Source organism: Curtobacterium sp. 24E2, from assembly GCF_016925595.1.
GTDB lineage: Bacteria > Actinomycetota > Actinomycetes > Actinomycetales > Microbacteriaceae > Curtobacterium.
The window spans coordinates 1,306,710-1,319,451 of the sequence record NZ_CP068987.1 but is presented as its reverse complement, the minus strand read 5'-3'; the positions used below and the strand labels follow the sequence as shown (position 1 = coordinate 1,319,451).

At 70.5% G+C, this 12,742-nt stretch carries 15 protein-coding genes and 3 pseudogenes; 10 read left to right on the top strand and 8 right to left on the bottom strand.

The window, feature by feature from the left end; translation table 11 throughout:
* Window positions 1–118: 118 nt before the first annotated feature.
* From JN350_RS06665 to JN350_RS06640, 6 genes and pseudogenes are all read right to left on the bottom strand, one after another.
* Complete coding sequence (locus JN350_RS06665; protein ID WP_240347593.1) at window positions 119–874, bottom strand: ABC transporter permease; 756 nt, start codon at window positions 872–874, stop codon at window positions 119–121.
* A 99-nt stretch (window positions 875–973) separates the two neighbouring features.
* Window positions 974–1,737 (bottom strand): annotated as a pseudogene (locus JN350_RS20675) (ABC transporter ATP-binding protein).
* 237 nt (window positions 1,738–1,974) lie between these two features.
* On the bottom strand, window positions 1,975–2,388 hold the full coding sequence (locus tag JN350_RS06655) for a hypothetical protein (RefSeq protein WP_205464003.1): 414 nt from the start codon (window positions 2,386–2,388) through the stop codon (window positions 1,975–1,977).
* A gap of 44 nt (window positions 2,389–2,432) precedes the next feature.
* Window positions 2,433–2,855, bottom strand: coding sequence for a DNA-binding protein (locus tag JN350_RS06650; RefSeq protein WP_205464002.1), 423 nt, complete (start codon window positions 2,853–2,855; stop codon window positions 2,433–2,435).
* Entirely contained in the window at window positions 2,852–3,142 is a 291-nt protein-coding gene (locus JN350_RS06645; protein ID WP_205464001.1) for a nucleotidyltransferase domain-containing protein, read from the bottom strand. The genes JN350_RS06650 and JN350_RS06645 overlap by 4 nt, the downstream gene beginning before the upstream one ends.
* A gap of 386 nt (window positions 3,143–3,528) precedes the next feature.
* Window positions 3,529–4,287 carry an SDR family NAD(P)-dependent oxidoreductase gene (locus tag JN350_RS06640; RefSeq protein WP_205464000.1) on the bottom strand — a complete coding sequence of 253 codons (759 nt, stop codon included), beginning with the start codon at window positions 4,285–4,287 and terminating at the stop codon, window positions 3,529–3,531.
* 68 nt (window positions 4,288–4,355) lie between these two features.
* Between JN350_RS06640 and JN350_RS06635 the strand changes: the two genes are divergently transcribed.
* The 3 genes from JN350_RS06635 (at window position 4,356) to JN350_RS06625 (ending at window position 5,943) form a co-directional block, all read left to right on the top strand.
* On the top strand, window positions 4,356–4,919 hold the full coding sequence (locus JN350_RS06635) for a TetR family transcriptional regulator (protein ID WP_205463999.1): 564 nt from the start codon (window positions 4,356–4,358) through the stop codon (window positions 4,917–4,919).
* 165 nt (window positions 4,920–5,084) lie between these two features.
* On the top strand, window positions 5,085–5,498 hold the full coding sequence (locus JN350_RS06630; RefSeq protein ID WP_205463998.1) for a VOC family protein: 414 nt from the start codon (window positions 5,085–5,087) through the stop codon (window positions 5,496–5,498).
* Window positions 5,499–5,547: 49 nt separating this feature from the next.
* The gene (locus JN350_RS06625; protein WP_205463997.1) at window positions 5,548–5,943 is read left to right on the top strand and encodes an arsenate reductase ArsC; all 396 of its coding nucleotides are present in this window, start codon (window positions 5,548–5,550) and stop codon (window positions 5,941–5,943) included.
* Window positions 5,944–5,947: 4 nt separating this feature from the next.
* On the opposite strand, the gene JN350_RS06620 is transcribed toward JN350_RS06625, so the two are convergent.
* A complete protein-coding gene (locus JN350_RS06620; RefSeq protein WP_123294645.1) occupies window positions 5,948–6,217 on the bottom strand; it encodes a hypothetical protein in 270 nt (89 codons plus the stop codon).
* A 272-nt stretch (window positions 6,218–6,489) separates the two neighbouring features.
* On the opposite strand from JN350_RS06620, the gene JN350_RS06615 reads away from it, so the two are divergent.
* The 5 genes and pseudogenes from JN350_RS06615 (at window position 6,490) to JN350_RS06595 (ending at window position 10,132) form a co-directional block, all read left to right on the top strand.
* The gene (locus JN350_RS06615; RefSeq protein WP_240347590.1) at window positions 6,490–7,164 is read left to right on the top strand and encodes an Ltp family lipoprotein; all 675 of its coding nucleotides are present in this window, start codon (window positions 6,490–6,492) and stop codon (window positions 7,162–7,164) included.
* 130 nt (window positions 7,165–7,294) lie between these two features.
* The gene (locus tag JN350_RS06610; RefSeq protein ID WP_205463996.1) at window positions 7,295–8,167 is read left to right on the top strand and encodes a DUF808 domain-containing protein; all 873 of its coding nucleotides are present in this window, start codon (window positions 7,295–7,297) and stop codon (window positions 8,165–8,167) included.
* Window positions 8,168–8,539: 372 nt separating this feature from the next.
* Complete coding sequence (locus tag JN350_RS06605) at window positions 8,540–8,845, top strand: hypothetical protein (RefSeq protein ID WP_205463995.1); 306 nt, start codon at window positions 8,540–8,542, stop codon at window positions 8,843–8,845.
* A gap of 170 nt (window positions 8,846–9,015) precedes the next feature.
* Window positions 9,016–9,591, top strand: coding sequence for a hypothetical protein (locus tag JN350_RS06600; RefSeq protein ID WP_240347589.1), 576 nt, complete (start codon window positions 9,016–9,018; stop codon window positions 9,589–9,591).
* A 107-nt stretch (window positions 9,592–9,698) separates the two neighbouring features.
* Window positions 9,699–10,132 (top strand): annotated as a pseudogene (locus JN350_RS06595) (VOC family protein).
* 19 nt (window positions 10,133–10,151) lie between these two features.
* Here JN350_RS06595 and JN350_RS06590 read toward each other — a convergent pair.
* The gene (locus JN350_RS06590) at window positions 10,152–11,105 is read right to left on the bottom strand and encodes a manganese catalase family protein (protein ID WP_205463993.1); all 954 of its coding nucleotides are present in this window, start codon (window positions 11,103–11,105) and stop codon (window positions 10,152–10,154) included.
* 140 nt (window positions 11,106–11,245) lie between these two features.
* Between JN350_RS06590 and JN350_RS19085 the strand changes: the two are divergent.
* A pseudogene (locus JN350_RS19085) lies at window positions 11,246–11,734 on the top strand (FAD-binding oxidoreductase); the annotation flags it as partial.
* On the top strand, window positions 11,635–12,630 hold the full coding sequence (locus JN350_RS06585) for an FAD-linked oxidase C-terminal domain-containing protein (RefSeq protein WP_240347695.1): 996 nt from the start codon (window positions 11,635–11,637) through the stop codon (window positions 12,628–12,630). The pseudogene JN350_RS19085 and the gene JN350_RS06585, both read left to right, overlap by 100 nt.
* Window positions 12,631–12,742: the final 112 nt, after the last annotated feature.

Sequence of the window (12,742 nt, the reverse complement as noted above, 5' to 3'; positions counted from 1 at the left end):
GGTGGGTCGCCTGACGTCGGCCTGGAGGCGCGGCTGACGTCGCGCGGGCAGGCTCGCGCCGGCGGGTGGTGCGGCAGGGCCGCGGGGCGGCGGCGTGGTGCGGCCGGAGGACGGCGCGTCAGTCGTTCGCTGTGCGGTGCCAGTGCAGGACGCGCCGCTCGACGAGCGTGATGAGTCCGAGCAGGACCACGCCCATCACCGCGAGGATCGCGATCGCCGCGTAGACGACGGCGAGCTGGTTCATCGACGACGCCGTGCTGATCACGGTGCCGAGTCCGCCGGTCGAACCCGAGGCGGACAGCTCCGCGACGACCGCGCCGATGATCGACAGCGGGAACACGATCCGCAGGGCTGCGAACACGAACGGCAGGGCGTTCGGGATCCGCAGGTGCACGAGCATCTCGAACCGGGAGGCATCGATCGTCTTGTACACCTGCAGCACGGGCTGCGGCACGGACCGCAGGCCGGCGGCGGTGTTGATCAGGATCGGGAAGAAGCAGATGAGCGCCGTGATGGCGAGCTTCGGCAGCGGCCCGAACCCGAACGCCACCACCAGGGCCGGGGCGATCGCGACGAGGGGCGTGACGTTCAGCACGATGGCGATCGGCATGACCGCACGGCGGACGATCGGAAGCTCACTCGTCAGCACCGCGAGCACGAAGGCGGCGAGGAACCCGATTGCCAGGCCGACGAGTGACTCCGCCAGGGTGATGCCGGCGTTCTGCAGGTAGTAGGGCAGCTGCGTGGCGAGGGTCTCCCCACCGCGGGCAACGGCGGCAGCAGGTACGGCATCGCCGTCGCGCCGATCTGCCAGAGCACCGCCAGGACGGCGAGCATCACGACGAGGGGCAACCAGACGGTCGGTCGGAGCCAACCCGGCACCGGTCGACGGGCAGAGCGTCGCTCGGCGTCGGCCGTGGTGGCGGTCGCGGCGGGCGTGGAGGTGGTGGTGGCGCTCATGGTCCCGTCTCCCTCAGGCCGCATCGGTCATGCGCCAGGCGCTGTGCAAGCGGGTCCGGACCAGGTCTTCGTACTCGTGGAACCGCTGTTCCTCGAACAATCGCTGGTTGCGCGGGCGGGGCAGGTCGATGTCGATGACGTCGACGATCCGGCCGGGGCGCGGCGCCATCACGACGACGGTGTCCGACATCCGGACGGCTTCGGACACCGAGTGCGTCACGAAGAGCACCGTCGTGCGCAGCTCGTCCCACAGGTCGAGCAGCTGGTCCTGCAGGCTCTCGCGGGTGAACTCGTCGAGCGCCGAGAACGGCTCGTCCATCAGCAGGACGTCGGGGCGCAGGCCGAAGGCCCGGACGATCGCGGCGCGCTGCTGCATGCCGCCGGACAGCTGCGCGGGAGCTTGTCCATCGCCTCGCCGAGTCCTGCCATCCGCAGGAGTTCGCGCATGTCCGGGCCGGCGCCGGTGCCGCGCTCCTCGAGGTCCTCGATGGCGGCGCGGCGGCGACCGGCGCCCGGGTTCACGCGCCCGGCGAGCGAGACGTTCTGCAGCACGGTGAGCCAGGGCAGCAGTGCCGGCGCCTGGGGCACGAGTCCGATGAGCTTCGCCGCGCAGGCCTGGGCCGGCGTGACTCCGTGCACCCGGACGTCACCGCTGTCGGCGGGCTCGAGCCCGGCCACCAGGCGGAGCAGCGTCGACTTCCCGCAGCCGCTCGGGCCGATGAGCGACACGAACTTCCCGGGCTCGATCGTCAGCCGGGCGTCGTCGAGCGCGACCATGGCGCTCGGGCCGCTGCCGTACACCTTGCGCACCGCGTCCACGCGGACCGCTGATGTGGTCATCCGTTCCTCCATACCGTCGGCGAGCACGCAGGCTCGGTCTCGTATGGCGGAGAGCGTGCGTCGCGAGCTCGGGTTGGTCTGCGACGCGGAAATCCGCTGCTGGTGACGAGGTTAGGACGCCCGTGTTACGGAGTCGGACCACATGTGTTGCGAACGTGTGAACGAGTGCACGGCTCAGCGCGGCGAGGGCACCGTGGTCTGCCCGTCCCAGACGAGCACCTCGACGCCGAGGTCCTCGGCGGCCACCGCCACCCACCCGGCGAGCGCCCTCGCCGCGGGTTCGGCGACGACGAGCACGGCCCGCTCCACCCCGGGGACCGACCGCCGCAGCCACAGCAGCTTGAACAGGTCCGCCATCACCTTGTTGCGCCAGGCGGGCTTGTAGGCGCCCTGGTTCGCGACGAGCTGCACGACGACGCGGTCGGCGTCGTCGATGCCCTCGACCTCGACCCGGGCGCGGTCGAGCACGACGGTGCGCGGGCGGAGGACGAGACCGAGGGCGGTGCCGGTGTGTTCGAGCATCCGGCGTTCGACGGAGTCGGGGGCGAACCGGCCCCACTCGGAGCGCGCGACGGGGACCTCGGTCATGTCGGCAGTGTAGGCGGGCCAGCCGCTCCGGATCGACCGGCGCGTCAGACCGACCGCGCGGCCGCCTCGAGGGCCTCGGCCGCTTCCCCGGCGCGCACGATGTCGCTGTCGCTGACCGACCGCGCGTTGTACTCGGCTTTGGTCTTCACCGCCAGCAGCACCTCGAGGTGCTTCGCAACCGACTGTCCAGCAGCCGCACGCAGCACGGGTACCGCTTCGTCGTGTGCTCCCGATCGCGAGTACTCGCCGGTCCGAGCGACGCAGATCGCGTCAGCCGCGGCGATGCCGCTGAGGACGCACTGCGTGACGAACGCGTTCGCGAACTGCGATCCGGCACTGAAGACTCCTGCATCACCGCCGAGCGCGCGGAGGGCCTCTGCAGCGTCGAGGAACTCCGTCGCCTTGGCGAGCCGGCCCCTCCGGAACGACTCGTCGCCCGGTGCGGTGGTGCCAGTTCGCGGGGTCATCCAGTCAGGGTACGGAGCTTCCGGGACAGCCATCGACCATCGCCTGCGATGGGAATCCCGTCCCCGGCGACCGATGCGAGGAGCGGGTCGATGCCGTCGATCTCGTCCTCGTCGAAGAGGACCGGCCGCACGGCGTTCCCGGTCCACCGACCGGCCGCACGGCACACCGCGTGGATCTGGTCCTCTGCCTCCGCACGTCGGCCGCGCTCGACGATGAAGCAGACATCGAGGTCGCTGTCCGGCCGCATCTCACCACGGGCGCCGGATCCGAAGAGCGCGGCGTACACGAGGGGATCGGTCGACAGCCCGATCGGAGTCGTTCGAGGAACGCGCGCCGGAGATCGGCCAGAGCGGTGATCGCATCGGCGGCGAGGTGTTCCCGGTTCAGGCTGAACGACTTCGTCCGTCCGGTCCGGTGCCCGTCGACGACACCCTGCTCGACCAGCCGATCCGCACTGTTCCGGACCCCGGCGTACGACCGGTCCGGCACCAGGCTGCAGATGTCCGCGATCGTCATCGGTCCTGGCGCTCGTGCCAGGACGGCGAGCACATCGCCGTCCACGGAGGTGGTCACCGTCGCGAAGGGGGATTGCAACTGCATCGGGACCTCCGATCGATACGAGTAGAAATCTACCACTTCTAGTAGATTTCTACTCGTATCTGAGCATTTTCGTCAGACGACCGACCACCCGCCGTCGCTCGGCAGCACGGCGCCGTTCACGTTGGCGGAGTCGTCGCTGAGCAGCCAGGTGATGGCCGCGGCGAGCTGCTCGGGCTGCGCCACCGGCGGGATCGCGACCTGCATGATGGGGCCGACCCGGCTGGCGGCGTACTCGCTGCGCATCGGCGCCTCGATGTTCGTCGCGACCGCACCCGGCGCGACCGCGTTCGCCCGGATGCCCTGCGGCCCGTGGAAGAACGCCACGCTCTTGGTGAACCCGGCGATCGCGTGCTTCGACGCCGTGTACGCGGCACCCGCTGCCGAGGCACGGAGTGCGGCCTCGGACGCGACGTTCACGACGGCGCCGCGGCCGGCGGCGATCATGTGCGGCAGGACGGCGCGGGTGAGGCGCATCGGTCCGGTGACGTTGACGCTGAAGACGCGGTCCCAGGTGGCGTCGTCGACCTCGCTCGGCGGCAGGAAGGCGTCCATGATGCCGGCGACGTTCGCCAGTCCGTCGATGCGATCGCCCGCGGCAGCGATGAGCGCGTCGATGGTCTCGGTCGAGGCGACGTCCCCGACGACGGTCTCGAGTGCGAGGCCCTCGAGTTCGGAGCGGAGCACGTCGAGGCGTTCGGCGACGACGTCGGTCGCGATCACCCGTCCGCCCTCGTTCGCGATGCGCGTCGCCGTGGCGCGTCCGATGCCGGAACCCGCCCCGGTGACGATGATGGTCCTGCCGGTGAAACGTCCGGCGGTGCTGTCGGTCATGTCGTCTCCTCACTGAGAGGCGCTCGCTGCGCCACGATGGTTATAGCACTCAGTGCCGAAAGGACTCCATGCACGCGACGGGACGCCCCCGCACGATCGACCCGGACGCGGTGTCCCTCGTGGCGCTGCGGCTGTTCGACGAGCAGGGCTTCGACGCCGTGTCGATGGACGACGTCGCCGCAGCTGCCGGCGTGAGCCGCCGGTCGTTGTTCCGGCTGTTCCCGAACAAGGCGGCGCTCGTCTGGGGCGGGCTCGACGAGTTCGCCTCGCGGTTCGGTGACGCACTCCGACAGCGGCCGGCCACGGAGTCGTCGTCGGTCGCCCTGCGCGCGGCCTACCGGATCGGCGCGACCTTCCCTGACGACGCCGTCGAGGTCACCCGCCACCGACTCCGCGTCATCCGGGCGAACCCCTCGCTCGAACACGTCGGCGCGACCACGGTCACGAGCCTGACCGACGCGATCATCCGGTTCGTGGCCGAGCGGGACGGCGCGACGCCCGACGACCTCGCGGTGTCGGTGCGCGCGCACGCCCTGGCGGCCGCGGCGAGCGCGGCCCTCACCTGGTGGGCACTGCACGGCGACGGCCGTCCGGAGGACGTCGTGGACCGCGCCCTCGCCCTGCTCACCTGAGACGCGCCCCGGACGCGAGCACCGGACGGACTGGAGGCCCGTGGCGGGCGCGCCACGGGCCTCCCGTCCGGCACCCGGCCGGGCTCAGCCCATCGCGCGCTTCCCACGGACGTCGCGCGACAGCGCGTCGATGCGCGCGCCGTCGCCCGGCGGTATCGTCCGGGCATGAACGTCACCGGACCGTCGCCGTACTTCCAACTCGCCGGCACCGCCAGGCGGGCCCTCGAGCACTGGCGAGGGGTCTTCGGCGGCGAGGTCCAGATCGCGACCTACGCCGACTTCTCACGGACCGACGGCCCCGCCGACGCGGTCGCCCACGGGCAGCTCACCGGCGGGCTGCAGCTCTTCGCCGCCGACGCGAGCGGGACCGACGAGCCGTTCGCGGCGACCGGCCTGCTGTTCTCGCTCCTCGGGGCCGACGAACCCGACGTCCTGCGGCGCTGGTTCGACGCGCTCGCCGAAGGCGGCACGGTCGTCGACGCCCTGCAGCAACGGCCGTGGGGTGACTGGGACGGCACCGTGCGGGACGCGTTCGGCGTCACGTGGCTGATCGGGTTCGAGGCGTCCGCGCTGGGATGACGGCCGCCCTCGCTGGGATGACGGCCGCCCTCGCTGGGATGATGGGCGCATGACCGATCGCCCCGCCGTCCTGTTCGTGTGCGTCCACAACGCCGGACGCTCCCAGATGGCCGCGGGGTGGCTGCAGCACCTCGCCGGTGACCGCGTCCGGGTGTTCTCCGCCGGCAGCGAGCCCGCCGATCAGGTCAACTCCGCCGCGGTGCAGGCCATGGCCGAGCAGGGCATCGACATCGCCGACGCCCGACCGGCAGTGCTCGAGACCGAGACCGTGCGCGAGTCGGACGTCGTCGTCACCATGGGCTGCGGGGACGCCTGCCCGGTGTTCCCCGGCAAGCGCTACGAGGACTGGGACCTCGCCGACCCGGCCGGGCTGGGGATCGAGCAGGTCCGCCCGATCCGCGACGACATCCGGATGCGGGTCGAGCGGTTGATCGCGTCCCTGTAGCCGGTCACTGCTGGTCGGACGGCAGCAGCGGCGCCCAGTAGGCATCCGCGCCGTCGGCCTGCACGGCGTCGCGCTCGAACCGGAAGCCGTAGTCGCGCACGAAGTCGAGCGCGGCGGCCTGCTCGTCCTCGGCGTCGTCGTGCGCGGCGTCGAACAAGTACACGCCGTGCCCCATCTTCACGCCCGAGTCGCTGATCACCGTGAGGTCCCAACGCCCCTCCTCGGCGCGTTCGATCCGCACGACGGCGGCCTGTGCAGCGGTGAAGTCAGCCATGCCGTCAGCCTACGGACGGCGCCCCGACGGCGTTCAGGGTCCGCCCGTCGGAACGACACCCGAATTGGGGCACAGCAGCATCGAAGCATATCTTGAGGTAATTCTCACCTTTGAGATACTTGAGAGTATGACAACATCCGAGCCGCAGGGGGCGGCATGTCGCAGACCCCTCCCCGTACCCACAGCCCTCCGGGGCCCCCCAGCAGACGTTCGCCCCGTTCCCGGGGGCACCGCTCACTCCGAAACGAGCCTCCGGACTCGCCCTCGCCGCGTTGCTCGTCGGGATCGGCGCCTTCTTGGTCGGACTCATTCCGGTCTTCGGTGCGATCGTCGGTGCGGTCGCCATCGTGTTGGCGGTCCTCGCCCTCCGGAAACAACAGCCGAAGGGCCTGGCCGTGACCGGCCTGGTGTTCGGAATCGTCGCCGCGCTCAGCTCCATCGGCGTCGCGGCCGGGATCGGCGCGGTCGTCAGCGGCTCGGAGTCGACCCAGCAGTCCGCAGTCGTCGCAGAGTCACCAGAACCGACCGCGGCCGCCGAGGCCGAGGAACCGTCGGAAGCAGCGAAGCCCTCCGAGGCCGCTGCGGAGCCCGCCGAGAAGGAATCCGAGTCGACCGAAGCGACTCCGGAGAAGCCCGCGACGCCAGTGGAGTACGCCTCGGCCCTGACCAAGGCGGAGAGCTACTCCGAGATGATGCACATGAGCAAGGCCGGGCTGTACGACCAGCTCACCTCGGAGTACGGCGAGCAGTTCTCGCCAGAGGCAGCCCAGTACGCGATCGACACGATCAAGGCGGACTGGAACGCGAACGCACTCGCGAAGGCCAAGGACTACCAGGCGAACATGTCGATGTCTCCGGCCGCGATCCGCGACCAGCTCGTCAGCGAGTACGGCGAGAAGTTCACCCCTGCCGAGGCGGACTTCGCCATCGCGCACCTCAACGGCTGACCCACCCGATGAGAAGGCCCCGTCCCCCGACGGGGCCTTCGTCAGTGGCGCACCGCCCTGGCGTCAGACCACCGCGAACGCCCACTACGCTGAGCACCGTCACAGGCCCGGACGAGCGGAGAACGAAGTCATGTCAGTCGGATTGCTCGCCGTGGTGGACGACATCCTCTCCGCGGCCCTGAAAGCGAGCGCGAAGACCGCCGGTGTCGTCATCGACGACGCCGCGGTCACCCCGCAGTACGTGCAGGGACTCGCACCCGCCCGAGAACTGCCGGTCGTCGGGCGCATCGCGCTCGGCAGCCTGTTCAACAAGTTCATCATCATCATCCCGCTGGCGCTGCTGCTCACCGCGTTCGCGCCCCGGGTGCTGCCGTACCTCCTGCTCATCGGCGGGACGTACCTGTGCTTCGAGGGCGCGGAGAAGGTCACCGAGTGGTTCGGCGTCCACCACGGCGCAGGCACCACCGACTCGGTCACCGAACCGAAGCTCGTGTTCGGCGCCATCCGGACCGACCTCATCCTGAGCACCGAGATCATGCTCATCGCCCTGGCCGGCCTCGACCCCGACCTCGGGCTCTGGCCGACGCTCGGTGCCCTCATCGTGATCGGACTCGTCATGACGGCGGTCGTCTACGGCGCAGTCGCCCTGCTGGTGAAGATCGACGACGTCGGTCTGCAGATGATGAAGAACTCGGTCCGCCGGACGCGACGCGCAGGAGCACGGATCGTGCGGGCGATGCCGACGGTCTTCCGGGTCATCAGCGTCATCGGCACCGTTGCGATGCTCTGGGTCGGCGGGCACCTGGTCATCGCGAACCTCGCCGAGACCTTCTGGCACGGCCCGTACGACCTGTTGCACACGATCGAGCACGCGATCGAGGCCGCGGGCCCGGTCATCACGTGGGTCGTCGACACCGCGGTCTCGGCGGTCGCCGGCGTCGTCCTCGGCATGGTCGTCGTGGCGATCGTCCTCGGCGTCGGTCGCCTCCGCGGGAAGCACTGACTTACACTTCTGTTCCGCCATCGGTACACTTGTGTACATGGCTGAGGAGAGTGTGGCCGAGTTCGCGGTCCGCGTGGGGTTGTCACCGCGACGCGTCCGGGCGCTGATCGAAGGGGATCGATCCGAGCACGCCAGGTCGGCGGCCAGTGGCTCGTCGACCAATCGTCGGAGCATCGTCCTGCCGCGAGTCGACCGCTCGGTGCACGGATGCGCAGCAACCTGCTGGCCTCGCTCTCCGGTCAGCCGATCGATGGCCTCTCAGCGCCGGAGCGGGTCCGTCTTCGCCGCTACCGGGACGAACTCTTTCGGAGCGCCGAACCGGACCGCATGCTCGGAGCCTGGATTCGCCCGGTCCCTGCACTTCGTCTCCGAGTGGCCGATGCCGACCTCGAGGACCTCGCCGCTGACGGTCGCCTGGTGAAGTCGGGTTTCAGCGATCCCCGCTCGGAGATCGCCGCGGCGGGGCAGCTCGAGGCTCGAGTCGCGGCCGGCGACGCCGATGCACTCCGACGTGACTACCTCCTCCGCCCGTCCGACCAGCCCAACGTCCTGCTGCACGTATCTGATCAGAAGCCCCCATCGCCGCTTCCGCTCGGGTTGCTCTTGGTCGACCTCGCGGGGCACGACGGAATCCGCGAACGGTCCCGGGTTGCGGAGCTCCTCCAGGCCACGTCGTGACGATCGTCGCTCCGGCCATGACGTCGGCCCAGGCCGCAGCGTGGCACGCGCTGTTCCAGGTCCACGAACGCCATCCGAGTGGATGGGCGCTCGTCGGCGGGCAGATGGTGCATTCGTTGTGCTGGGAGCGAGGCGCCGTTCCGCCCCGACCAACGCAAGACGCTGACGCCGTGCTCGACGTCCGCGCACGACCGCGAGTCCTCCACGACTTCACCGCCGTGCTCAGCGCGCTGGGGTTCGAGTCTGCCGGCGAAGCACCGCCCGTGCTCGAGGGGACACGTGGCGTGCAACACCGATGGCTGAAGGGCGACGCCCAGATCGACGTCCTCATCCCACGCTTCCTCGGCGAACGAGCGGACAACCGGGTCGGCGTGACGGGTGGTCGGACGATCGCAGCGCCGGGCGGTCAAGGGGCACTCGACCGATCGGAGACGATCGACGTCGAGGTCTCGGGCCGGACCGGGCGTGTGAACCGACCGACCCTGCAGGGAGCACTGGTCGCCAAGGCGTCCGCGCTCCTCATCGGCGAAGGAGCACGTGCGGACCGACACCTGAACGACCTCGCGATCCTCGCGTCGCTCGTCACCAGACGGGACAGGGTGGGCGAGCGCCTCACCAGGACCGAGGCCGTTCGCGTCCGCTCTGCGCTCGGACTGGTCCTCGACCGGCCGCCGCTCCACCTGAGTGTCGGCGTGGACGCGGCGACGGTGACGGTCGTGCGGGAGCAGTTCGTCACCGGACCGTAGTGACACGAGTCGGAACACGAGTGTCCGACGGACCACTCGTCGATCAACTCGTGGTCCGTCGCAGAACCGTTTCGCACCGGCCGCGCGGCCGGATTACCCTGGCGCGCATGGCAACGGTGCGACAGGTCCAGGTGACGTTCGACTGCGCCGAGCCGGAGCGGGTCGCCCGGTTCTGGTGCGAGGTCCTCGGCTACGAGGTCCCTGCTCCCCGCCCGGGTTCGTCGACTGGCAGGCCTTCAACGCCTCGCTGCCGCCCGAGCACCAGGACTCTGCCTTCGCGTGCGTCGACCCGACCGGCGCCGGCCCGAGGCTGTTCTTCCAACGGGTACCCGAGGGCAAGACGGTGAAGAACCGCGTGCATCTGGACGTCCGGGTCGGCACCGGTCTGGTCGGCGAGGAGCGCCTCGGGGCACTCGACGCGGAGAGCGCCCGCCTCGTCGCACTCGGCGCGACGCAGTTCCGCCGCATGCTCGCGGATCAGGTCGACGAGTCCTGCATCGTGATGCAGGACGTCGAGGGCAACGAGTTCTGCCTCGACTGATCCGCGAGCGCAGGCGGGCTCAGACCACCGGCCCGTAGAGCGGCGTCTCCGCCTGGTCGAGCTCGAGTTCGGCGGTCTGCTGGATGAGTGCCAGCAGGTCGGCGTCGAGGCCGGGAGCGAACTCCTCGAGTCGCTCCGGAGCGATGAACGACGGCACGCCGGCGGGGGCCTGCTCGGTCGCGGTCAGGTCCGTGCCGTCCTTCGACGGTGACGCCCCGCGGAAGATCTTGCCGGCCTCCGACGCCCCGTCGAGGTCGAAGCTGTACTGCTTGCTCTGCAGCCCGAGGTCGACGAGTTCCTTGACCTCCGGGAACCGCTCGGCGTTCGTCTTCGGGATCGGCAGCAGGGTCTTCCATTCGACGCCGAGGGTCTCGAGTGCCTTCGCGTAGGCGTTCTCGTGCGCCTGGTCGCGGACGATCAGGTAGGCGATGGTGCTGCGCGCGGTGGGGTTGTCCGTCATCTCGTAGATGCGGCACTTCTGCAGGCGACCGGTGGACTCGAGCATCAGGTTGTAGAGCAGGTCGAGCGGCAGGTTGCCGGAGTTGTAGACGTAGCTGCCGCTCCACGGGTTGCCCGCCGCATCGACCGGCAGAGCACCCTGCGCGCCGACCAGGTAGTGGTGGATGTTGCTCGTGTCGAGCGCGATGTTGAGCGGCGTCGCACCCTTCGCACCCGGCTTGTCCAGCGGGTCGGTGAGCTTGCCGGTGTACTCGGGCGAGCCGTCGAGCAGGCGGGAGATCGTGGTGCCGATGAGCTCGACGTGGCTGATCTCCTCGGTACCGACGCCCTGGATGAGGTCGCGGTACGGCTTCGCCGCCGGTCCTCGGAAGTTCATCGCCTGGAACAGGTACTGCATCATCGTGCGCATCTCGCCGAACTGCCCGCCGAGCCCTTCCTGCAGGGCGTTGGCGGCGGCCGGGTCGGGCTCGCCGTCGGCGATCTCGTTGATCCAGGTCTGTGCGTGGAAGTACATGGACACTCCTTGCTCACCGCGACGGGACCGCCGCGTGCCTCACCGTCGTCCGGCGTCCCTGGCAGACGACACGGGTCGTCCACTCAGCGCGGTATCGTCGTCGGCGCCGCACCGCAGCGCCCGGAAGGACCCCCGAACCGATGACCGCCAGTCACGCCGTCGACACCGCCGCCCTCGACGACCTGCTCGGGCCGGGCCAGGTCCTCCGCGACCCGGCGTCGCTCGAGCGGTACCGCCACGACGATGCCGAGTGGGCCGACTCCACGGCACCGCTCGCCGTCGTCCTCGCACGCAGCACCGACGACGTCGTCGCCACCGTCCGGTGGGCGGCAGCCGCCGGCGTGCGGGTCGTACCGCGCGGCGCCGGGACCGGTCTGTCCGGTGGGGCGAACGCGATGGCCGGATCGGTCGTCCTGTCCCTGGAGCTGATGGACGCGGTGCTCGAGGTGAACACCGACGAGCGCTACGCCGTCGCCCAGCCCGGTGTGATCAACGACGCGCTCCGGGCTGCCGTCGCGGAACACGGACTCTGGTACCCGCCGGACCCGGCGAGCTCGGCCATCTCGACGATCGGCGGCAACGTCGCGACGAACGCCGGCGGGATCTGCTGCGTGAAGTACGGCGTCACCCGCGACTACGTGCTCGGGATGACCGTCGTGCTGGCCGACGGTTCCGTGGTGGAGCTCGGGCGCCGCACGGCGAAGGGCGTGGCCGGGTACGACCTGGCTGGCCTGATGGTGGGCTCGGAGGGCACGCTCGGCATCGTCGTGTCGGTCACCGTCAAGCTGCTCCCCCTGGCCGGACGCGACGAACGCGCCGTGATCGGGTACTTCCCTCGCTCAGCGCCGCCGGGGACGCCGTCGCCGCGATCTCGCGTGCCGGGATCATCCCCGCCGCACTCGAGATCGTGGACCGGACCTGTCTCCGGGCCGTCGACGAATGGATGCACCTCGGGCTGCCGTCCGACGTCGACACCCTGCTGCTGGCCCGGGTCGACGAGCGTGGTGCCGCGGGGGACGAGCTCGCCGACCAGGTCGCAGCGGTCTTCGCGCAGGCCGGCGGGACCGACGTCGAGCGCGCCACGGACCCGGACGACATCGACCGGCTGTTCCAGGCACGGCGACTGGCGTACCCGGCACTCGAGCGGCTCGGCCCGGTGCTCACCGAGGACATCTGCGTGCCCCGCAGCGCGGTGCCCGAGATGCTGCGGCGGATCCAGGCGACCGCGGCGGCGCACGACGTCACCATCGCGAACATCGCGCACGCCGGCGACGGCAACCTGCACCCGCTGATCATCGCTCCGGAGGGCGACGCCGCCGCGAAGGCCCGCGCGAAGGAGGCGTTCGACCAGATCGTCGCGGACTGTCTGGCACTCGGCGGCACCGTCACGGGTGAGCACGGTGTCGGCCTGCTCAAGCTGCCGGGCCTGCGACAGGAGCTCGGCGAGCGGGTCCTCGCGATGCACCGCGCCGTGAAGGACGCCCTGGACCCGGCGGGCACCCTGAATCCCGGCAAGGCGTTCTGAACGCACGACGACGACGGACGGGAGGCCCGGTGCCAGCTGGCACCGGGCCTCCCGTCCGTCCGCTGGTCGCACCCAGGGCGCGAAGGTCACAGACCGGTAACGGAGACAGATC